Origin of the sequence: Lentisphaera profundi, assembly GCF_028728065.1 — a bacterium.
GTDB classification, from domain to species: domain Bacteria; phylum Verrucomicrobiota; class Lentisphaeria; order Lentisphaerales; family Lentisphaeraceae; genus Lentisphaera; species Lentisphaera profundi.
Genome location: NZ_CP117811.1, coordinates 2,150,059 through 2,172,201, shown reverse-complemented (window position 1 = coordinate 2,172,201; position 22,143 = coordinate 2,150,059). Strand labels below are relative to the sequence as shown.

Below are 22,143 nucleotides of genomic sequence, written 5' to 3'. Positions count from 1 at the left end.
TATCTCCTTAAAAATCTATTATGTGAGGAGTAGGCATGCAATTCTGGTGGAGGTTCAGATAGGATTCACTTATTCATTTAGGCTATGTTCTTTTTTCGGGTGTTTTATAAGCGATCAACTTGTTGAAAATGTAGTTTATTATTTTTGTCTTCTACTAGAATTAGTTTTAGTATGAGTAGAGAGTTGCCCATATTGGTCATCATTGCGATACAGGAAAAACTAAATCTTGACTCATTTTCTACTAGATTTAACTCATGGCCTAAAGGGAAATATTTAACTCCATGGGTATTTTTTATAAATGCTTGAAATATTTTACAAGAAGTATCACACAGGTCATTAGATATCGCTAAATTTCTCCAAGACTTCAAAGATGAGATTTTTATTATATGAATCTTCCCTAAAAACTTTTCTAATAGTTCAATAGTGAAAAATTTTATTTTTTTATTTACATATAGGTAACATCTGAATTTTTTGAGAGCAGTGTTTTTTTTATTTTCACAGCTCGATAGAGGTATGTATTTAGATCCAGTTACTTGTTGGATCTCTTGTTTAAATAAGGAGGATTTCTGCTCAGTAATAGTTGAAAAGGAAGTCCAAGGTGAAGTATTTATACTGTGATGCTTCTTTCTAATTATATCCATAATTTATGAATTCCTATTTATTTAAATCTTCAGATTTAAATATATTTTTGATAGTTAACTTAAACTATCGACTTAATGGCTTACTTAGAGTTCACTTTTAAAGTGACCCGTAAATGAGCTGTTCTATTTGTTGATGGTTCATATTTGGAATGTTAAATATTTTTGATTTGATTTGCCTTGCAAATCAGATCAAAAATATTTACTAGTTCGTAAATTTCGTGTTGTAAGTGTTGTTATCAATAATTAAGGAGAGAAGAGTATGTCAGCTGAAAATATTTTTGAAGATGGTCAATTAGTACCAACAATTGAAGATTTATTTCCGGAGCCTGTGAAGTCTGAGACTTTTGTTGCCTGGCCATATATTGATAATTTATTTGATTTTACGAGGGTTGTTGGAAAAGATAATAATCTGGGGCATATACCTAATTTGAAGGGTAAGAAAGTCGCAGTTATAGGAGCGGGTGTGGGTGGCATGTGTGCTGCGTATGAACTAAGTAAATGTGGTGTAAATGTGGAGGTTATAGAAGCGGGGAGCAGAATAGGAGGTCGCTGTTGGTCACAACGATTTACGAATGAAGATGGATCCTTATCAAATGTTTTTGCGGAGTTAGGAGCTATGAGAATTCCACTATCACAAAAAACTTTTTGGAAGTATGCCAATGAATTTAATTTAAAGGCGGGTTTGAGCTTTCCAGATCCGGGTAAAGTGAGAACCAAATTTTTTTATGATAATAAATCATATGATTGGGAACCTGGTTCACAAGCTCCAGGTCCATTTGCGAAAATCGCCAAAGATTTCGAAGAGTGGGTGAATTATTTAAAAAGTCTTTTATATAAGCCTTTTTCAAAATGGCAGCAATTGCCTAATGATAAAAATTTAAAAGAACTGACTCGTATTTGGCAGCACGAGTTTATTGATAAGTATAAAGATTGTAGTTTTTTTAAAGCAGTTTCTGATAAAATGCAGCATTGGACTAAAGAGGATTTTAAAGCATTTGGTGCATTGGGAGTAGGTTCAGGTGGTTTTGGCTCTTTGTATCCTGTAAATATGTTAGAATTAGCAAGGATCATTCTTATGCAATGGGAAGAGGAGCAGCAGATGTTCCCATCGGGAGTAGAATCGTTACCTAATTCATTTTACACCAATGCTGTAGAGATTAACGGCCAAAAACAAACTTCTTTAGAAGATCGTTCTGCGGTGAAATTTAATACACGAGTAAAAAATATACTTTATGATGAGGGCTCAAATAAGCCGATTATTGTTTTAGATAATGATGAACATTGTCTCTACGACGCAGTTATTGTAGCAACGACAACAAGGGCAATGTCTTATATGGGTTTAAGTATGCCGATGAAAAATACAAATTCTGCGATTATGTCCGATGATGTTAAAGCTGCGATAAGGAATTTGCATATTACCAGCTCATCAAAAATGTTTATTAGAACTCGTACAAAATTTTGGTTAAATAAAGATGGCTCATTAAAAAATAATTTTCCCTTGACTTTAATGACCGATGAATTGCCCCGAGCGGCTTACTTGATGGATTACCCTGAAACGGATGAAGGCGTTGTGGTGATTAGTTACACATGGGAAGATGACTCAAATAAATTACAAGCCTTACCCGTTGACAAGCGCTTTGAGATATGCCGAGAAATACTTTATGATGTTTGCCCTGAATGGGAAGGTTATTTAGAGCCTGTTAATAATGAGGTGTTAAGTATTGATTGGCAAAATGAGCAAGATTATTATGGAGCTTTTAAGCTGAATTATCCGGGGCAAGAGCCAGATATTCACGCCGCATACTTTCAGTTTATGTCTGTCTTGAATAAGAAGCTTGATAAAGGTGTATATATAGCAGGAGACAGTAATTCATGGTCAGGAGGTTGGATTGAAGGTGCCCTTCATACAGGGATTAATGCAGCAAGTGCGGTGGTTAAACGCCTAGGAGGTGAACTGCCTCCGTATAATTCTTTTATCCAAGATCCAGATATGTATTGCTATGATTTGAGTCGTAAAAGTACTCAGCTAGAAAAAAATAATGCGTTTATTTTAACGTAATTATATTCCCCAGCCTCCATCCCAACGTGCTTTAGATTTTTGTAGAAATGTATTCCATTCACTTTCAGGTCTAGATAAGGGGTAGGGGGTAGGGGGTGTCGGTTGTTCTGAAGACCACTTAATATGGAATTCTCCATCACTACCAACCTGAGCAATGTGTGTGTGTCTCCAGATATGTTGATTTTCCTCATCAATGTATGCTATCCCTCCAGGCCCATAATAAGATAAGCCTTTAATTGCTTGTGTTATTTTATTGGGTTCAAAAGATTGGCATTTTTGTATAGCTTTAGCCCAAAGTTTAACGCCCACGTAAGCGGATTCCATATAACCGCCAACTCTTTCATTTTTGCCATATTTTAATTTGAAGCTTTGTATGAAATCATCATTGCTATAGATATTGTTATTTTGAAAGTAACTAAAGATTCCGTAAATACCTCGACAATGGTCAATGGGTATGTGGATGATGTCACTATCTGATAACACAAGGGATACTATTATGGTGTTATTTTTTTGAGCGTATGTTGACTCATGATATTGCTTTAAAAAAGCTTTGTTGCTTTCAACTGAAGCTAAAGTCAAAATAATAACGTCAGGCTTTGTGTCTTGAAGTTTATTAATGATATTTTGGAAATCTGTAGCACCAATAGGCAGATAATCTTCTCCAATTAAATCACCCTTATAGATACTTATTGAGTCTTTTAATATTTCATTAGTAACTACAGGATATATATAATCTGAACCTATAAAATAGAAGGAATGGGGTTTAATTATGTCGAATAACCAATCTATTATAGGTGAAGCTTGGAGGCTGGAGGTCGGGCCAGTATAAATAATATTTTCTGATGACTCTAAGCCTTCATAGTGAAAGGGGTAGATAAGCAGATTATTGCTGTCTTCCACTATTGTCTTTACCTGTTTGCGAGTTGGAGAAGTAGAGCAACCAAAAATACTAGTTAGGTGATGGTTGTAGATTATGTTTTTTGCTTGTTTCCGAAAAATATGCTCATTTGATTGGCCATCAAATATCTCATAGGTGATCTGATGATCTAATAGTCCTCCGTTTTTATTGATTTCATCAAAGGCCATGATAGAGGCTTTGAGCACCCCTTCTTCGTGTTCCTTTAAAAAACCACTGGTAGAGTGTAGTAAAGCGACTTTATGATCTTTTTTAAGTTCACTTTTTGTGCTAAGCCTAGGTAAATCATTAAAATTTTGAATGCTGGTTTTAAAGGCTTGAGACTGTTGATAGTTGATTTTTTGTAGATTGCTATTTAGTGAGTAGGTACATTTTTTTAGGTAAGTAGTATATTTTTCTATATTGCTTCTATCCTCATCACTTTCTGCTCCAGATAAAAAGCTTTTTGCTTTTGATAAAAAATCATGCGAAAGTTTAAAACGTTGATTTACCGCATAGATCTCGGTAAGTTCTAGGTGTATTTGTAGTTTCTTTTGATTAGTGTTTGATTGACGTAATGCCTTTTTAAGGTATTGAGTAGCTTTAGCTGGCAGGTCAAGAATTTTAAGAAGAACGCCCTTCATATAATATAATGAGTATAGATTTTTTTCACCAGGAAGTGCTAAGGCAATGTCCACTTGATTCAGAGCCTCAGAGTAATCGTGCTTTTCGTATAGGCAGAGAGCCAGTTTTCTTATAGCCTCTTTCGCCTGGTATATTTTTTTAGCTTTGCGCAAATGTAATGCTAGCTTTGTTTGATCTTTATTTTGATAGAACAAGGCAGCCGAATCGTGAATCTTGATTTTGACTTCTTCGGGCATGTTTTGATAGATGCTTTGTCGTATCAAATCATGGTGGAACTCATAGATGTTGTTGCCTTTTTTTACAAAAAAATTGTATTCTATTAGTCTAGTTAGATTGAGTTTTTGTATTTGGGGAATCTGCTCTACTTCAGTGAGATCAAACTCGTGACCTAGTGCTGATGTGTAGCGTAAAAAGTATATTTGTGGATGGCTTAGTAGAGATAGTTGTTGCTTAACTAAGGAGTTTAAGGTATTTGGTAATTTACAGTCGCTTTGTTTGGCTTGCATTTCTAATAAAAATCTAAAAAACAGAGGGTTGCCGTTCGAAAGGTCTATATATGTTTCTTGGGTTTTTCTTGAGATTTTTTTATTGTCATCGATCATTTCACTTAATTCGTGTTTATTCAGAGGGCAAAGATTAAATAATTCCAAAGGAGTGTTAAGGACGGTATTATTCCAGATTTGATATAATGGGCTGTTGATTAATCGACTGGATAGGATGAGTATTAGCGGATAATACCGTGCTTCATGAGTTAGATTCTGTATGATACTTATGATTTCTGTCGAAGCCCAATGAATGTCTTCAAGTATAATATTTATAGGTTCATCAAGATTTTTGATTAATGAGAAAAGCAAATTTAATTCGTTTATTTGAGTTTCTTTGTAAGTGATTGGCTTGTCTTTGTGAGCAGTTTTGCCAAACAGTATGAATAAAGTTGTTTTTTCCTTTTCGTTCAGTCTTGTTCTGAGTGTAAAACATTCTAAGCACTGGGTATAATTATAGTTCTCATCATAATTAATTATTTTGTTATGACATTTACTACATTTTAAGGTGTTAGTGTTGGAGTGATCGATGAATTTTCGAATTAAATCTTGAAGGATTTGCCTTTTGCTTGTCACTCCATCATAAATAGGAAGTCGGAAATTGATAAATCCTAATTCTTTAGCTTGTTCTGTGACCCTATGTATGAAGTGAGACTTTCCAATCCCTGGTTCACCTTGGATGAAAATGATACTACCTTTGTGTTCTGATTTTACTCGGCCTAGAGTAGAGGATGCTCTATGGATTTGTTCATCTCTGGATAATACGGTTATTGCAGTTTGGGTTTCTGGCTGTGTGGTACTTATTTTTTTCAGTTCATCTAAGCTGACTTTTAAAATAGAGGCAATGTCTTGAGCCGTACGATAATAAATTTTACTTCCAGCCTCAGCTCTTTTTAAAGTTGAAACAGATAAGTAACAACCCATCTGTTGGCTTTTGGATGAAAACATATCTCGACTTAGGCATTGTTTTAATCGGTGTTTTTTTATTTGTTCGCCATTAAGGCTTATTCTACCGTCAAAATCCATGCATAGCCCGCGTTAAATAATTTGAGATGAAACACTATCACTTGAGAAATGATTTAATATTTATTATAATAAAGCCTGTGGAGATAGAATCCTACTTATTTGTTTACTTTATGTTGTTTTTAGGCTGTTTTTAGCTGTTTTTAGCTGTCATATTAGTATAAGTGTTTAAAATATAGATTTAATTTTGATTGGCCAGTTTTTGGTAGGTACTTATTTGATATGACTTCAACGATGGACAAAGCCGGGGAATAGCTTATGGAAATCATGGCAGAGTGGAGTAATAGCGAGTGTTTTGAAAAGAGTCTTTACTAAGTTTTAGCCATCCAGAAGAGGAGTAACTTAAATTTCTTTTGGTCATAATTCCATCAAATAGATTTTTGTAGTGTACCCAGTATTTAGATTGTTTGTCATTATTAATTTCAATTAATAACACATTGTGATTAATCTCATCAAATGCCTGCATGATACAAAAAGTATTAGTTTCATTGTTACTCTTATAAAATGAGTCCCGACTAATATTAAAAATGATAATGTCATCATTTTTATGGTAGTTAGTTATATTTTGCCTGAATATGTGTAAGGCTTTTGAATAGTCAAGTTCATCTTGTTCTTTATATTCCGAGACTAAAAGATTAATTGAATCATTTATATCCATAAAAGAGAGTTGTTTATAACTACTTATTTCAGCATTTATTTTTTTATATAAAAACTTTTTTTTGTTGAGGTGATCCATAGTTATTGATTCTAAATAATAGTGAACTGAATCGCCACGATTACTACGATCATTAATCTCATTTTCTAATTTAGTAATTTTATGATAATCCACATCCATTAAAAGGTGTTTATGTTTGGCTATATCATATTCGGTAACAATCAATTCACCGGGTGTACTTTGTGAAATGCAACTGCTAATAAATAAACTTATAATACTACTGATTAAAATCTTCATTATGGACCTCCAATTTATGATTTAAACATCGCTAATGCTTTAGCGTCCTGAACCTGCTTCCAATTATAAATTATGAGTGTGCGACTTTTTAAACAATACTGTCGTTGGTTCATTTAAAGCTCAGATGATTATTTATGTCTGAAGCGGTGAATTTGCAGAACGAAATTCATCTACAGTGTATGGACAATAAATTACGGGACCTTTAATACAAAAATCATCACTTCTAAGTAAAAGCTGTTATATCTGCTTGTGGACATTCGTAGTATTCATAAGCATACAATTAACAAAGGGCTTATTTATGAATCATTTTAAATTATTTTTAGCGGTATTTTGTCTTATTTCTTTGATGACTCAAAGGGATTTATTAGCAGCGAAAAAGAAGAGCGTAAAGAAAGGGTTGGCGAGTGGCTTACAAGTATATGAAGAACAGAAAATGGATGGAGTCTCTTATCGTTTGATGTCACCATTGAATTTTGATAGCAGTAAAAAATATCCGATCATTGTCTCTCTTCATGGTGCAGGGGGAAGGGGTAGCGATAATCGTAAACAACTCAAGCCCTGGAATGCTCAATTAGCGGATGAAAAAATTAGAAGTGAATATCCCGCTTATGTCTTAGCGCCTCAAAGTACGGACTTATGGGATGAGGCAGATTTAAAAAGTGTTAAAGCAATAATTGCGAGCATGAAAAATGTTGATCAGGACCGGATTTATGTCTTAGGTCACTCAATGGGTGGGCATGGCACCTTTATTTTTATTCAATTGGACCAAAACTATTTTGCCGCCGCGGCGCCTTCGGCAGCAACGGGGCTTAAATCCACAGAGAAATTTATAGATGCGAAGAAAATAAAGAATATTCCCATTTGGACTTTTCATGGTGAGAAGGACAAAACTTGCCCTTATGCAAAGGTACTCGTGCTTTTTGACGAGCTAAAAAGTCTTGATGGCAATATGAAATTAACGACTTGGAAAGATGGGAATCACGGAGTTTCGGATAAATTCATCCCCGGAGAAGAGGGCAGTACAAGTCAAGTGACAAGTGATGATTGTGACCCGGAACAGGATTTTTTAAAATGGCTCTTTGCACAGAAATTGAGCGACCGTAAGCAGCAATGATTTTTGTTTGAACTTGTGGTTCAAGTGAAGAAATGAGTGAGAATCACTGACTAAGTTTAAACTCTTCACGAAATATCAATATTGTGATACACAATGTCAAAAAAATGTCATTGTAATCATGTCCTGCACTCCTTATGTTTAGCTCAATTAACCCTAATTGGAGAAACTCATGAGTTTGAACATAGAGCAAAAAATCACTTTGGACTTGGATCCAGCATACCGTCCGGCCTATTTATGGAATCAGGCATTTCGAAAAAAAGTTTCTAGTGAAGCGAGTGTAGGTTTTGCCATGGCCTTAGCTCAAAGCAATGGCACGGTCTTTACCATTAGCGAAGATATTTTAGAGCATAGCGATGAGAACAAAGCGCTTAATCAACAATTTGTTGAGCGTTTTTTGAAGGCGATGTTGTGGATGGTGGGTGGCAATCAAATTCACATTGCTGGGCCCAAGGAATTGTTTGAGACAATCAAAAATACTTATTCAGCTTGCGGTGAGCGCAAATTTGATAATGAACTCATTGGTGAAAAGATTTATGGAAGTGAACTCGAGTTTATTCACTGCGAATTAGCAGATGTTCCCAAATCTAGTGGCAATGCTCAGTCTTTAGGTGGCTATACAGATGGTTGTCGCGTAGGATTTGACTTAGGCGGTTCGGATAGGAAGTGTTCTGCGACAATTGATGGTAAAGTTGTACATACCGAAGAAGTCGAATGGGACCCTTATTTCCAAAATGATCCAGCTTGGCATTTAGAAGGTATAAAAGATTCTATTCGCCGTGCAGCAGCAAAATTGCCACGGGTGGATGCCATTGGCGGTAGTGCAGCGGGTGTTTACTTAGATAACCAAGTGAAAATAGCCTCACTCTTTCGCGGTATTCCCGAAGAAGACTTTGATTCAAAAGTTAAAAATATCTTCATTGACCTTAAGGCAGAGTGGGATGTTCCAATTGTAGTGGTCAATGATGGCGATGTAACCGCACTCAATGGTGCTCAAAGTTGTGGAGTCACACCATGCATGGGTTTGGCAATGGGCACGAGTGAAGCAGTGGGTTATGTCGATAAAGACGCAAAAATCACTGGTTGGCTCAATGAACTAGCTTTTGCACCAGTAGACTACAGAGAAAATGGTCCTGTAGATGAATGGTCAGGTGACGAAGGTTGTGGCGTACAGTTTTTCTCTCAGCAAGCAGTAGCGCGTTTAGCACCTGCAGCCGGCTTAGAATTCGAAAAGGGAATGCCCTTTCCTGAGCAACTCAAAGAAGTTCAAAAATTGATGAAAGCCAATGATCCCCGAGCCCGTAAAATTTATGAAACTATAGGAGCTTACTTAGGCTATAGTATTCCTCATTACGGAGAATTTTACGAAATGGATAATTTATTGATTTTAGGTCGTGTTACTTCTGGTGAAGGCGGTGAAATCATTTTGGAAAAAGCGCGTGAAGTCTTAGATTTAGAATTTCCGGAATTATCAAAAACAGTGAGTTTCCACATTCCCAACGAAACTGATAAGCGTCATGGCCAAGCAGTAACAGCCGCCAGCTTAGCACCTATAAACTAGGATTTATTATGGAATTTATTCAAGCAAAAGCAAGTTCGTATATTCCCTCGGGAAAAGACTTTGATAGCGCACTCGCAAGTACGACTCATTTAGCAATCGTGGCTCACCAGGATGATACTGAAATTTTGGCCTACAATGGCATAGCAGAATGCTTTGGTAAAAAAGATCTGAATTTCAGTAGTGTTATTTTATCCAATGGTTCAGGTAGTCCACGCACGGGAAATTATGCCGCGTTTAGTGATGAAGAAATGCAGGCGATACGCCGTGATGAGCAGAATAAAGCTGCGAGCTTAGGTAATTTTTCAGCACAAATCCAACTGGCTTATCCGAGCTCAGAAATTAAGGATGCTGCCAATAAAAATACTGTTTGCGAACTGCGCAAAATTTTAGAGACGGCTCAGCCAGAAGTCGTTTACCTTCACAACCCTGCGGATAAGCACGATACCCATGTAGCGACCATGTTGCGTGCCATAGAAGCGATTCGTTCACTGCCCAAAGAGCAACGCCCAAAGAAAGTTTACGGCTGTGAAGTTTGGCGCGATTTAGATTGGATGATGGACGATGAAAAAGTTGTTCTTCCCACGGATCAATACCCGCATATTGCTCAAGCATTGATTGCGGTTTTTGATTCACAAGTGAGTGGTGGTAAACGCTACGATTTGGCGACAGTCGGACGTCGTGTTGCCAATGCTACTTATTTTGCCTCACACGCAGTAGATTCTTGTGATTCGATGAACTTTGGTATGGATTTAAGTCCTTTGATTGAAGATGAAGACTTATCAATCAGTGAGTATGTGGGCGCAGCGATTCAGCGCTTTCAAAACGATGTTGCCAATAAATTAGACGCGATGTCTTAGGAGAAAATTATGGAAGTTATTATACAAAAAGATGCGCAAGCCGCAACGGACCTTACCGCACGATTAATTTGTGATGCGGTACAATCTAAAAAAGATAGTGTGTTGGGCTTAGCGACTGGCCGGACAATGGAGAATTTATACTCCAATATCGTCAAAAGGTACCAAGCAGGGGAAGCCGATTTTTCTCGTTGTGCGACCTTCAATTTAGATGAGTACGTGGGTTTAGCCGCAGAGCATACACAGTCCTATCGTTATTACATGAATGATCTTTTATTTAGCAAAATAAATATCAATCTAGAAGAAACTTATTTACCCAATGGCGTAGCGCCGGATTTAGCTGAAGCTTGTCAGCAATATGAAAACAAAATTCTCGATAAGGGTGGTATTGATATCCAGTTATTAGGAATCGGCAATACGGGACATATTGGTTTCAATGAACCCTTATCTTCCCTTGCATCAAGAACGCGCGAGAAGGCTTTGGCACCAATTACTCTGGAACAGAATGGTCCTTTGTTTGATGATCCAGCCGAAATGCCACGCCGAGCTTTAACCATGGGCGTAGGAACGATTTTGGATGCTAAAAAAATCATCCTTTTAGCCACAGGTAAATCCAAAGCTAAAATTTTAGCCAAAGCAGTGGAAGGCCCGATTACCTCCATGATCTCCGCTTCGGCATTACAATTGCACCCCCACTGCGTCATTATCTGCGATGAAGATGCAGCAGAAGAACTCGAGGGCAAAGAATATTATCACCGCATATTCGAAAATGAACCCGAGTGGCAGGTCTATCACTCACTAAGTTAGTGTGTTTAGCAAAAAACTGATCCTCTAGATCAAACTTTTACGGGCTCTAAAATTTCTTGGCATGACACCACATACAAGAAATTTTATCGCCCGTTTTTTTTGGAAAAGTAACAAGTCTTTAAGTCGAATTAGAAATCTCACTCACTTACTTTCCCGACATTCACAGCTGATACTTAGAAGATGACAATGGCTTTATTATTTAATTAATTCTTGCTTACTTTAGTCAAAGACTGTCACTTTTATACAGTTTCAATGGTAAGACCAAGTAAAATGGCAAAGCCAAGTAAAGGATTTATGATGTATGGATACTAAAAAATTACTTGATTCAATTACAACAACTGAGATGCATGGATTAGTTGGTTTTGATGGTTTTATTGATGAGCTCTATGGCCTAGTTAAAGAAAGGGATTCAGAGCAAGACTATAAAGCCTTGAAACAGATGGGCGAATTTGCGGATATGGTTCAAAATGCGGTTGGAAAATCGGCTAATTTTGAAATTATTCAAAAAGAGGTGAAAGCGGGCGGCAATGGTCCCATTATGGCCAATTCCCTCATCAATTTAGGCTTGGGTTTATCCTACGGTGGTGCACTTGGCCATCCCGATATTCACCCTGCCTTTCAAGATTTCAGTCAATTGTGCTCAGAAGTCGCCTCGGTATGTGATCCGGCGCGCACCATGGCATTAGAATTCAATGAAGGAAAATTGATGCTCTGTCAGCTCAATGATTTGTATCAAATCAATCGAGATAAGTTCAGGCATTTTTTGAGTAAACATGTGAGTTCAGCTGAGTTCTTTTGTTTTTTAAACTGGACTGAGCTGCCGAACCTTAATGGTATATATGAATTAATTGTAGAATTACTAGAAGCTCAAAAAGAGATCCTTAAACGTCCTTGTTTTATTGATTTGGCAGATTTTAAACGTCGCTCGAAATCAGATTTAGGCTATGCCCTTGAACTCATCAAAAAAATGTCAGCCTATCTTAATATTCATCTTGGACTCAATTGGTCTGAAGCACAACAGCTGGCACAGCATTTATTTGCAGATCAAGATTTCAGTGAACATTCCTTAAGCGATTTAGCAGAGCTCTTACAAAATCAATTAAAGCTCCAAGCGGTATGTGTACATTCACATCATCAAGTAGCTGCATGCGATGAAAAAAGCTATACAGTGGAGACACTTCACGTTGCGGAACCCAAAATCAGTACAGGCGCGGGAGATCATTTCAACGCGGGATATTTTCGTGCGGTATTAGAGGGTTTAGGTTTAGAGCAGTGCCTGCAATTGGGCGTCTTAAATAGTGCGTATTATGTCTCGACGGGTAAAACGCCAGGACTGACAGATTTAAGGACCTTCACTCACCATTAAGTCTAGGAATCCATCCTGGCTCAGTGCTGGGTGTTACTTGCTACAAGAGTTTGCTTGACCCTTTTGAGAAGTAAAGGGAATGCGGGAGCCGTCATATTGTGACCATATCATGCTGGCTAAATAGCCTCCAGTTGAATGCCCAGAAATAAAAATTGCTTTAGTATTACCACCATATTTTTGTATGTTTTTAAAAGTCCAAGCCACTGCCGCGGCGGCATCTTGAATGCATGATTTTACTTTGACATTTGGACTCAAACGATAATGGCGCAGCCTTTTTCTAAAAGTGCTTTGGGCAGTTCTTTTTCTCCTGCAGTGAGACCTCCACCATGGAAGCAAATAATGGTAGAGAATTTTTTTATATGGCTGGGGAATATAAATCTAATACACAGCGTTTTTTAATATAACTGTCTGAGGTTTGTTTGTCACTGGAATAGTAGTTTATATCACTCAGGGTCTCATAGTGACTTTGAGCTTGGGCAATGTTAGTTAGGCTTATTAAGCCTATGCAGTAGAGCATGATTGAAAGTGGTTTCATAAGGCTTTTAAGCTAAAATCGAAAATTAGCACTGACCGGGAAGTGGTCGGAGGGGGCGGGGTGACCTTTGGCTTGGCGGATGATTTGAGCCTCGAGAACTTCTACATTGGGGGAAACAAATATATAATCTATTTTAGGGCCATCGCGCTGTTCTTTGAAAGCATTAAAAGTACCGACTTGAGTAGTTTTGGGATGGACTAAGCGGAAGCTATCGGCAAATCCTGAATCTTTAATCAAGTTGATTGCAGGGCTATTTTCACCCACGTTAAAATCACCAGTAATAAAGCAGGGCGACTTCGACTTGAGGGCTTTGATACGACTTAGGATGAGTGCGGCGGACTTGAGGTGTGAGTTTTTTGAGAGGTGATCCCAATGAGTATTAAAAAGGTAGAAATCTTTACCGGAATTTTTTGTTTTGAAATGAGCCCAGGTGCATATCCGGAAAGTATGGTTGCCCCAGGAAGTACTGGCTTTTTCAGGAGTATCGGAGAGCCAAAACGTACCATGATTGAGGACTTGGTATTTTTCCTTTTTATAAAAAATAGCACTTAACTCATTATTGCCCTTAGTGCCACGAGCAAGACCAAGTCTGCTGTAGGTAGGGACATTTTTTTGAAGTGCCTGCATTTGAAATTCGAGTGCTTCTTGAACGCCGTAGATATCCGGATTTTCATGCTTAATAAGATCATAAACCAGCTTTTTGCGTTTGTCCCAATGGTCTTTACCATCATCAGCGGATCCAACGCGAATATTAAATGACATGATATTTAAATTTTCTGTTGGAGATTTTTTAATTCCCGAACAAGAAAGGAATAAAAAAATGCTTAAAATTAGGCCGAGATTTTTCATGGATATCCTATACGATGAGAGAGATCAAAAGCACTTAGTAAATTAAGTGCCTTTGTTGATTTAGTGGACGTTGAGTTGTCCTTTCGCTTGGGTGGTATCATGCAAGCGTAGTTTTTTTGGATTAACATCAACAATGCCCAAAGGTTTATTCGTTTTCCAATTGCCTCGAGTAAAATCTGGTACGTCAAGTGAAGCAGAGCGTTTAGCCACAGAATCAATACTGAGCGGAATGATAGATGACCATGAAGCCGCATCATAAACATCTTGATCGAGAGCTAAACCATTCTTGAGACAATAGATAAGGCGGTAATCCATCATAAAGTCCATGCCTCCATGTCCACCGACTTTTTGGGCGATGTCACCCATGGTTTTAATGAGTGGATGTTTATATTTTTCTTCTAAGGCATTTTTGGCCTCTTCGTCGAGCCAGCCATGACCATCATGATCACTAATGAGTGCATATTCCTCACGAGGGTATTTACGCAACATGCCACGACTTCCCTGAAGCATATGAATGCGGCTATAAGGACGTGGGGTACTCACATCATGTTGCACCATGATAGTTTGGCCCAAAGTCGTTTTGATGATAGAGGTATTCATGTCACCACGGTAATTCTCTCTTAATAAATCCGGACGTTTATGTTGACGCGTAAACTCAGAGAAAGCCGCTTCCTGCGATGACATCGAGACCATATAATCAAATTGATTGCCGCGATTTATATTCATGCATTGAGCTACGGGACCTAAGCCGTGTGTGGGATAAAGACTACCATGTACACCGGTATTTTCATCGAGACGCCAATTCTTGTAATAACTTTCAGTTTCACCGGAGATATATTTTACGATGGTATGAATGTAGGCACCTTCGGCATGGGTAATCTCACCAAACACACCATGGCGAACCATGTTGAGAGAATTGAGTTCAAAGAAATCATAACAGGTGTTTTCCAGCATCATGCAGTGTTTTTTTGTCGCTTCAGAAGTTTCCACGAGTTCCCAAAGCTCATCGATAGTTTTGCCAGCAGGTAATTCAGTCGCTGTATGACTTCCGTGTTTCATCGCATATACAGCAATAGGGGTGTGGTACTCCCAAGAGGTACAGCAATAAACGAGATCAATGTCCATTTCGCATATTTTTTTATAGTCATCGGGTCCCGCATGAAATTCTTTGGCCGGTTTTAAGCCAGCATCAATGAGCAGTTGATTCGATTTTTTGACTTGTGCTTCACGCAAGTCACTCAAGGCAACAATTTCGAGATCAGCAATTTTCATGAGACGTTGAACCGCAGCTGAGCCACGATTCCCCAAGCCAATGATTGCCACGCGAATTTTATCGATTTTGGGTGCTGCAAAGCCACACATATTGGATTTCCCGAGAGTAAGGGGGCCAGATGTACAGCCGCCTACAGTGCTAGCACCAGCAACAAGTGCGGAAGTTTTTAAGAAGTTTCGTCTAGAAAAGTTTAAGCCCATGATTGTACCTCAAATTTATATTTAGTATGTATGAAGGCTCATGAACAGTAATAAGAGACTTCGTCTTTGTTGATGAATCGCATTGGAGTGATTTTTCTTCGACCTTAATCGAAGCAATGCATGAGTGAAAGTGACTAAACTATAGACAAGTATTAGGTATAATCAAGCATTTAATTCAAAAAAGGAATAAAATGTGTTTTTAGACTATACAGTTTTCTATAAATCATCTATTTTAAGGTACTTTCAAAAGTCTTGAAATAAATGGTTTGAGCCGTTTCGGAAGATTGCTTGGCCGCTTCATAAACGCGCATGACCAATAAATTATTATCGAGTGCAGAAGGAGAAAAAGGTCTGACGGGATCGTTTTCTCTAATGACTTTACGAAGGTAGGCAAAGCCATCGTAAAGACCAGGATCTAAAGGCGGTGCCACTTGTGAGCGAGCATCGCCCTGACCATATTTCATGATGATCATGTCCTTACTATTCTTACAGATTATATGTCCTTTTGAACCGTAGATCTCAATATCTTTACGGTTGAGGGACCAGTGCCACGAAGCTTGGATAATAACTTGTGCTTTAGGATAAGTCAGTATAAGCGTGGCATCATCATCTACTTTTGGATAAAGTTCAGGCTTGAACTGCTGTGTAAGGCAGTTGACGCGTGTAGGGGGAGCTCCTTTCATAAACCAAGTAGCTAGATTTGTGCCATAACAGCCAAAATCTGCGAGTGCGCCTGCACCATTAAACTTAGGGTCAATAAGCCATTCAATAAATTCTGCTTTACAGCCAACTTCAATGGGACCGCGATTGCCGACATTAATGATAATCCTACGGATCTCACCTATGAGATTTTCTTGATGGATGAGTCTGTAGGTTTCGCGTATGCTAGGATACCAAGAAGTTTCATAATTAGTCAATAATTGAACTTGGTATTGATTAGCCAAGTTGAACATTTTCTTGGCGTCGACGAGAGAGGTCGCTAGTGGCTTTTCAAGCATAATATGAATGCCGAGTGGGGCGCAGGCCTCAACGACTTTGAGATGCTCAGAAGTCATGTTGAAAGCGGTGACAGCCTCAGGTTTTATATGTGCTAACATCTCTTCGATAGTGTTAAATACGATATCAGTAGAAAACCCGTATTTTTGTGAATACTTTTTGACGAGTTCTTGATTAGCTTCAACTATAGCGACGATTTCAATATCACCGATTTTTTTCCTATTTAACATCATCCAATGAACATGATCATGGACTAAACCAATAATAGCGATCCGTAGAGGTTTTTTGTCTATAGCAGAAGAACTATTTAATACTTTAGGAGAAGTAGGTGGCTTATCAGTTCCGACACAACTGGCGAGTAGGGTAATGAAGAGTAGTAGGATTTTAGTCATGGTAAATAATGCCTTTTTATTGAGCGAATTTAAAATAAATCACAATTATCCAGCAAGCGGAGAAAAGCCTCTAGTCGCCTGGTCAAGCCATGGCAATTCCTTGCTGGGGGAGCTCGAGGGGGATAGCGTCCTTCTCATACGGGTCGCATCATGCCCTTTATTCTGGTTAATCATAAAATAAATAATGTAGGCTAGGTTTTAGGACAATGAATCATTGGGACTTCATCCCAACTCATTAAGTATTGTTTAGCCACCTGACCACAGACGATATTGTTGGTTTCACCATCAATTTTGAATCCATGGGCAAGAAAAAAAAATCTAAGGCCGTGGTACTGACTGCTACATATAAGTGAGTCGAACCAAAGTAGACATCCCAAATAGCCTCGGCCTCATTAGTTTGGTACCTACGAACTTTCATACTTACTCTCTTTAGGTTTAGTTCTAAGTAGTTTTTTTAGGATTCTATTGTCGCCAGGAATCTAATTTTTCTTTTAAAGCCTGTTCATTTTTATTAAATATAATTGCCTTGGGGAAATCTTCTAGAAGCTGTTCAAATGTGGGAACATTACCCCAAGAAGTAAGGGTGAAGGCCTCTAATAATTTTTCGGGGATAAGGTCCAGTTTTTGACTTCGAGAGAAGTATTTATCGTTTAAGGTAGAATGCCAATCAGCCTCATCTGCGGGGACCTTTAAATCATGTGCACCCACCCAAGGTAACCATTCTTTTATTTGACTGCTATGGCAGTATGAGCAAGCCACAATGAGATCAAAAACAGATTCGATATCAATGGCAAAATCATAAGTAATGGAGCCTTTTTGATATTCATCAAAATAATTGATGATTACGGGAGTTTTGATCCATTTGGATTGAAGCTCTTGATCCGGGTACTCGGGTGTGAAACAGTGGGGGACATTAATCATATAAGCTATTTTTCTCACAGCCTCAGCCACCACTTGATGATCATTATGTATACCTAGGAGGGGATCTGTAATAATGGGAGGACAAAAAAGGTAATCCGGTTCAAATTCGCGTATAGTTTTCCAGAGAGCGGCCAAGAGATTCGAATCAGTCTGTAAAGCACCTTCCCTAGGGGACGTCCCATCGGGAAGCGTGAGCAATTCAAATTCAAAATCACCTAATTTTGCTGACTGAGCCTGCTCTTTCAGCCTAATGGCACCGGTTTCTTCACGACTTCTTAAGTGATGACCAGCTTTTCCATCCGTACAGATAATAGCTTTCATTTCACAGCAATCACCGTGTTTTTGCCTGAAGAGTTCAAAAGTGCCTAGCCCAACAAATTCAAAATCATCAAAGTGGGCATGGATGCTTAAAATTTTCATATAAAGACCTTTATTCAGAAATGTTAAGCAGATGAAAGAAGTAAATGGCGGTCCATCTGCACGAGGATTTGTTTTTCTATTAAACTTACAATCTAGAGTTTATAGCAATAAATAAGTTACTATTAATGAGGATTGATAGAGAGTCAAGTTATTTAGTTCACATTATGAACTAAATGAAGTATTACTAAGCTAAATCGTTAAAAGTCATGTTTTTTTTGAGATTACACTTGAATAAGTAGACAGGTCTACATACTTTAAGGTATGAAAACAAAAAAACCATCTAAGGCCCGCGAAAAATTAATTGTCACTGCCGAGCGTTTATTTTATGCTGAGGGCATACGCACTGTAGGAATTGATCGGGTAACTGCAGAAGCTAAAGTAGCCAAAATGACCCTATATAATCATTTTGCGTCTAAAGATGAGCTCATTCTTGAGGTATTGAAGTATAGAGATGGACTTATAAATAATTATTTTAATACTCAGATCGAACAGTTTATCACTGAGGGACTGAGCCCATTAGCCGCTTTTTTTACAAGCTTAAAAAATTGGTTCGAAGGTGAAGGCTTTCGTGGTTGTGCCTTTCTCAATGCTTCAGCAGAACTCGCGGATCGAGATCACCCTGGATTTGCTTTTGCAGTAGAACATAAAAAAGTTTTTAAGAAATTGATTCACGAAGTCGTGATTAAAACAAAAGGGCCTGAAGGCGCCGCCTTTGTACCGGCAATATTCCTTATGGTAGAGGGAGCGATTGTTACCGCTGTTTTAGAAGGCAATTCGACATCGGCAGACGAAGCCATGGATGCGTCAATGAAATTATTAGCAACGATTTAGGAGTGAGTATGATTAAATGAGAATAACACCGACACAAGTAGTATTTTTTTTGAGAAATAAAATATACAGACTTACCTACATAATTATTAAACCTATAAATCCTAATAAGGAGATAAAAAATGCGCATAAGTAAAAATCTAAAACCCCCATTTGATGAAAAATCGGCGCGCTTAAAAGTACGTGCGGCAGAAGATGCATGGAACTCAAGAAATCCAGAAAGAGTTACGAGTGCTTATTCACTTGATTCAATTTGGAGAAACCGTGAGCAATTCATCAAGGGCCGAGAAGATATTCAAGATTTCCTCAGTTTGAAATGGCAATGGGAAACGGAGTATCGACTCGCTAAAGACTTGTGGAGTTTTAGTGAAAATCGCATTGCAGTACGATTTCAGTATGAGTACAAAAACCTGAGCGGTCAATGGTTTAGAGCCTATGGAAATGAATTATGGGAATTTGATCAAGAGGGTTTAATGCGCCGTCGAGAAGCGAGCATTAATGATGTGGCGATTTTATCTAGTGATAGATTATTCCACTGGCCACTCGGTCAAGCCCGACCCTCTGATCATGAGGGGATATAGATTCACACAATTTAATATACAGACTTACCTACATAAATATAAAATAAAATGGAGTAGTACAATGAATAAGAAATTATTAAAGATGGCAGCAGCAGTGTTTGTGACTTTAGCATCAACAAATGCCATACAGGCAGCTGATGTGAAAAGTAAAGAAACGAAAGAGAATTCACTACAGACTTCTTACAAAGAAGTTAAAGTAGATGGCATCAAGATCTTTTATCGAGAAGCAGGATCAAAAGATAAGCCGACAATTGTGCTCTTACACGGTTATCCTACATCATCACATATGTTTAGAAATCTCATTAAAGACTTGGCAAATGACTATCATGTCTTGGCACCAGATTATCCTGGTTATGGACGCAGTGATCAACCAGCAATAGCAGATTTTGACTATACTTTTGCCAATATGTCAAAAATTGTCGAGAACTTCCTAGAAGTTTTAAAAGTCGATAAGTTCAGTCTGTATCTAATGGATTATGGTGCTCCTATTGGATTTCGAATTGCGGTTAAAAACCCAGCGAAAATCGAATCTTTGATAATCCAGAATGGCAATGCCTACGATGAGGGCTTACGGGATTTTTGGAAGCCCATCAAAAAATACTGGAATGATTACACAATTGAAAATGGTAAAGCTTTAGAGGGTTTTCATTCACTCGATGGATTGAAGTGGCAATACACACACGGTGTTCAAGATACGTCGAAAATCAATCCAGATAACTGGAATCTTGATTTACAGCATTTGCAACGAGCAGAAAATGCTGAAATTCAGCTCGCAATGTTTTATGATTATCGAACCAACGTCACACTTTACCCAAAATGGCAGAAGTATTTCCGAGATCATCAACCGCCGACACTGATTGTATGGGGCAAGAATGACTATATTTTTCCGGCAGAAGGAGCGCATCCCTACAAAAGAGATCTTAAAGAAGTAGAAATACACTTATTGGACACAGGTCATTTTGCTTTAGAAGAGAAAGGAGATGAGATAGCTCAGCATATTCTGAAATTCTTAAAAAAGAATAATATTAAATAAGTAAATAATTTACCCTCAAGCGAAGTTTGGCTTGAGGGTATTTTTCAAAACGATTACCCATAAAGCGGGGCAAAGCCCCTAATCGCCTGGTCAAGGAAAGGCATTTCCTTGCTGGGGCAGCTCGAGGGGGGCAGCGTCCCTCTCGTACGGGTCGCATCATGCCCTCTATTCTGGCTAATCGTATTTTTCTATACATAAACACAACTACTCCCTAACGTAAGGCAGGCCTCTGAGTCCACTGCTTAAGCATCTTGCCCGACAGGCAGACGAAAACTTTGCCTATACGGAATTATCTTGCAAGGAGAGTCGAGGTGGCTAGCACCCATCTCCTGTGCGGAGGACCGTGCCTTCTACTCAGATGAAGTCTTAAAAGAAATATAGCTGGACCTTGATTAATTCCTTTTTTGAATTAAATATACTTAACAATAAGTCAAATGTATTTATGATTTGATTATTGTGCATCTGAATTAACGAGATGAACCTCCTTCAAAATTTTGGGATTGAGAATGACAAATAAAAAAGAAGTAAAAAGCGAACGAGTTTTGTCGATTGACGCCCTTAGAGGTTTTGATATGTTGTGGCTTACTGGTGGTGCTGGAGTTTTAACGAGTCTCTTTGCAACCTTCAATATTCCTGGACTTGATTTTTTGAGGACTCAATTTGAACACGCAAAATGGGAAGGCATGACTTTTGAAGATATTATCATGCCTTTATTTATGTACATAACGGGCTGTTCAATGGTATTTTCCTTTCCGAAACGGCTTGAAAGAGAAGGTAAGAAAAAAGTTTACACCCACGTTATCTTTCGCGTTAGTTTATTGTGGTTATTCGGCATGGTTTATCAAGGGCGATTACTCAACTTAAATTGGGCTGAAGTCTATTTATACAACAATACCCTTCAAGCCATAGCTATGGGCTATTTAGGGGCTGCTCTCATCCTTCTAGTCAAAGATCTAAGGCTTCAAATTTCCTTGACGGTTTTATGCTTAATTATCTACAGTGTCATACTTAATTTCACGGGTGGCGATATGAGCCTAGAGGGAAATATGGCTTCGAAAATTGATAACTTTGTACTTTCCACTCATCGTCACGGAACCGAATATACCTGGGTATTATCAAGTTTTAACTTTATTGTGACGGTGATGTTAGGTGTGTTCTCAGGGGCGCTCTTAAAAAATTCAAAGCAATCAAAGAAACAACGCGTCAAATATCTGTTTGCCTATGGTGTACTGGTGCTACTCGCCGGTTATGGTTTAAGTTTTTATGAGCCCTGTATTAAAAAGATTTGGACGAGTTCATTCACACTCATATCAGGTGCATGGTGCATCTTATTGTTAAGTCTATTTTTCTATGTGTTAGATGTCTTAGAGCTACGTAAAGGAGCAGTGTTTTTTACTGTCATTGGAAGTAATGCTTTATTTGCGTACCTCGTCTTTGGCTACAATCGTTTTTTCAATAGCGAAATATTTGTGAAGCAATTTGTCTATGGAACAGAGCAGTACTTTTCTATGTTTAACAGCATAGCTTATTCGGCATTTACTGCTTGTTTAGGGTTAATATTGACTTGGCTCGTACTTTTCTACATGCAAAAAAATAAGATTTTTTTGAAAGTTTAATCAAATTGCCAAAATAATGAATGCAGACCAATAAATAATGCTA

The 22,143-nt window shown here is 38.1% G+C and carries 19 protein-coding genes; 10 read left to right on the top strand and 9 right to left on the bottom strand.

From position 1 onward, the window contains the following. Positions 1-104 precede the first annotated feature (104 nt). The gene (locus PQO03_RS08715; protein WP_274149583.1) at positions 105-641 is read right to left on the bottom strand and encodes a hypothetical protein; all 537 of its coding nucleotides are present in this window, start codon (positions 639-641) and stop codon (positions 105-107) included. Positions 642-900: 259 nt separating this feature from the next. Here PQO03_RS08715 and PQO03_RS08710 point away from each other — a divergent pair, with 259 nt between their 5' ends. Then, on the top strand, positions 901-2,700 hold the full coding sequence (locus tag PQO03_RS08710; RefSeq protein WP_274149582.1) for a flavin monoamine oxidase family protein: 1,800 nt from the start codon (positions 901-903) through the stop codon (positions 2,698-2,700). Here PQO03_RS08710 and PQO03_RS08705 read toward each other — a convergent pair whose 3' ends face one another. Continuing rightward, on the bottom strand, positions 2,701-5,808 hold the full coding sequence (locus PQO03_RS08705) for a transporter substrate-binding protein (protein WP_274149580.1): 3,108 nt from the start codon (positions 5,806-5,808) through the stop codon (positions 2,701-2,703). A 262-nt stretch (positions 5,809-6,070) separates the two neighbouring features. Then, a complete protein-coding gene (locus tag PQO03_RS08700; RefSeq protein WP_274149578.1) occupies positions 6,071-6,757 on the bottom strand; it encodes a hypothetical protein in 687 nt (228 codons plus the stop codon). Between the two features lie 298 nt (positions 6,758-7,055). On the opposite strand from PQO03_RS08700, the gene PQO03_RS08695 reads away from it, so the two are divergent. From PQO03_RS08695 to PQO03_RS08675, 5 genes are all read left to right on the top strand, one after another. Further along, positions 7,056-7,871, top strand: a complete 816-nt coding sequence (locus tag PQO03_RS08695; RefSeq protein ID WP_274149576.1) for a carboxylesterase family protein — start codon at positions 7,056-7,058, stop codon at positions 7,869-7,871. 169 nt (positions 7,872-8,040) lie between these two features. Next, a complete protein-coding gene (locus PQO03_RS08690; protein WP_274149575.1) occupies positions 8,041-9,429 on the top strand; it encodes an ROK family protein in 1,389 nt (462 codons plus the stop codon). Between the two features lie 8 nt (positions 9,430-9,437). Further along, positions 9,438-10,286: a PIG-L deacetylase family protein gene (locus PQO03_RS08685; RefSeq protein WP_274149573.1), complete on the top strand. Its 849-nt coding sequence runs from the start codon at positions 9,438-9,440 to the stop codon at positions 10,284-10,286. Between the two features lie 9 nt (positions 10,287-10,295). Beyond that, positions 10,296-11,090 carry a glucosamine-6-phosphate deaminase gene (gene nagB, locus PQO03_RS08680; protein ID WP_274149572.1) on the top strand — a complete coding sequence of 265 codons (795 nt, stop codon included), beginning with the start codon at positions 10,296-10,298 and terminating at the stop codon, positions 11,088-11,090. A 301-nt stretch (positions 11,091-11,391) separates the two neighbouring features. Beyond that, a complete protein-coding gene (locus PQO03_RS08675; protein ID WP_274149571.1) occupies positions 11,392-12,456 on the top strand; it encodes a PfkB family carbohydrate kinase in 1,065 nt (354 codons plus the stop codon). A gap of 33 nt (positions 12,457-12,489) precedes the next feature. Here the strand turns inward: PQO03_RS08675 and PQO03_RS22090 are convergent, their stop codons facing one another. The 6 genes from PQO03_RS22090 to PQO03_RS08650 form a co-directional block, all read right to left on the bottom strand. Beyond that, positions 12,490-12,660: a hypothetical protein gene (locus tag PQO03_RS22090; RefSeq protein WP_420792860.1), complete on the bottom strand. Its 171-nt coding sequence runs from the start codon at positions 12,658-12,660 to the stop codon at positions 12,490-12,492. Positions 12,661-13,003: 343 nt separating this feature from the next. Continuing rightward, positions 13,004-13,840, bottom strand: a complete 837-nt coding sequence (locus tag PQO03_RS08670; protein WP_274149570.1) for an endonuclease/exonuclease/phosphatase family protein — start codon at positions 13,838-13,840, stop codon at positions 13,004-13,006. 60 nt (positions 13,841-13,900) lie between these two features. Continuing rightward, the gene (locus PQO03_RS08665; RefSeq protein WP_274149568.1) at positions 13,901-15,313 is read right to left on the bottom strand and encodes a Gfo/Idh/MocA family oxidoreductase; all 1,413 of its coding nucleotides are present in this window, start codon (positions 15,311-15,313) and stop codon (positions 13,901-13,903) included. 227 nt (positions 15,314-15,540) lie between these two features. Then, complete coding sequence (locus tag PQO03_RS08660; protein ID WP_274149566.1) at positions 15,541-16,701, bottom strand: Gfo/Idh/MocA family protein; 1,161 nt, start codon at positions 16,699-16,701, stop codon at positions 15,541-15,543. 235 nt (positions 16,702-16,936) lie between these two features. Beyond that, positions 16,937-17,119, bottom strand: a complete 183-nt coding sequence (locus PQO03_RS08655) for a hypothetical protein (RefSeq protein ID WP_274149564.1) — start codon at positions 17,117-17,119, stop codon at positions 16,937-16,939. Between the two features lie 44 nt (positions 17,120-17,163). Further along, positions 17,164-18,042, bottom strand: a complete 879-nt coding sequence (locus tag PQO03_RS08650; RefSeq protein ID WP_274149562.1) for a PIG-L deacetylase family protein — start codon at positions 18,040-18,042, stop codon at positions 17,164-17,166. A 261-nt stretch (positions 18,043-18,303) separates the two neighbouring features. Between PQO03_RS08650 and PQO03_RS08645 the strand changes: the two genes are divergently transcribed. The 4 genes from PQO03_RS08645 (at position 18,304) to PQO03_RS08630 (ending at position 22,100) form a co-directional block, all read left to right on the top strand. After that, positions 18,304-18,873, top strand: a complete 570-nt coding sequence (locus PQO03_RS08645; protein ID WP_274149560.1) for a TetR/AcrR family transcriptional regulator — start codon at positions 18,304-18,306, stop codon at positions 18,871-18,873. Positions 18,874-18,992: 119 nt separating this feature from the next. Next, positions 18,993-19,451: a nuclear transport factor 2 family protein gene (locus PQO03_RS08640; protein ID WP_274149558.1), complete on the top strand. Its 459-nt coding sequence runs from the start codon at positions 18,993-18,995 to the stop codon at positions 19,449-19,451. A gap of 61 nt (positions 19,452-19,512) precedes the next feature. Continuing rightward, positions 19,513-20,484: an alpha/beta fold hydrolase gene (locus PQO03_RS08635; RefSeq protein ID WP_274149557.1), complete on the top strand. Its 972-nt coding sequence runs from the start codon at positions 19,513-19,515 to the stop codon at positions 20,482-20,484. 506 nt (positions 20,485-20,990) lie between these two features. Beyond that, complete coding sequence (locus PQO03_RS08630) at positions 20,991-22,100, top strand: acyltransferase family protein (RefSeq protein ID WP_274149555.1); 1,110 nt, start codon at positions 20,991-20,993, stop codon at positions 22,098-22,100. The last annotated feature ends 43 nt before the right edge of the window (positions 22,101-22,143 follow it).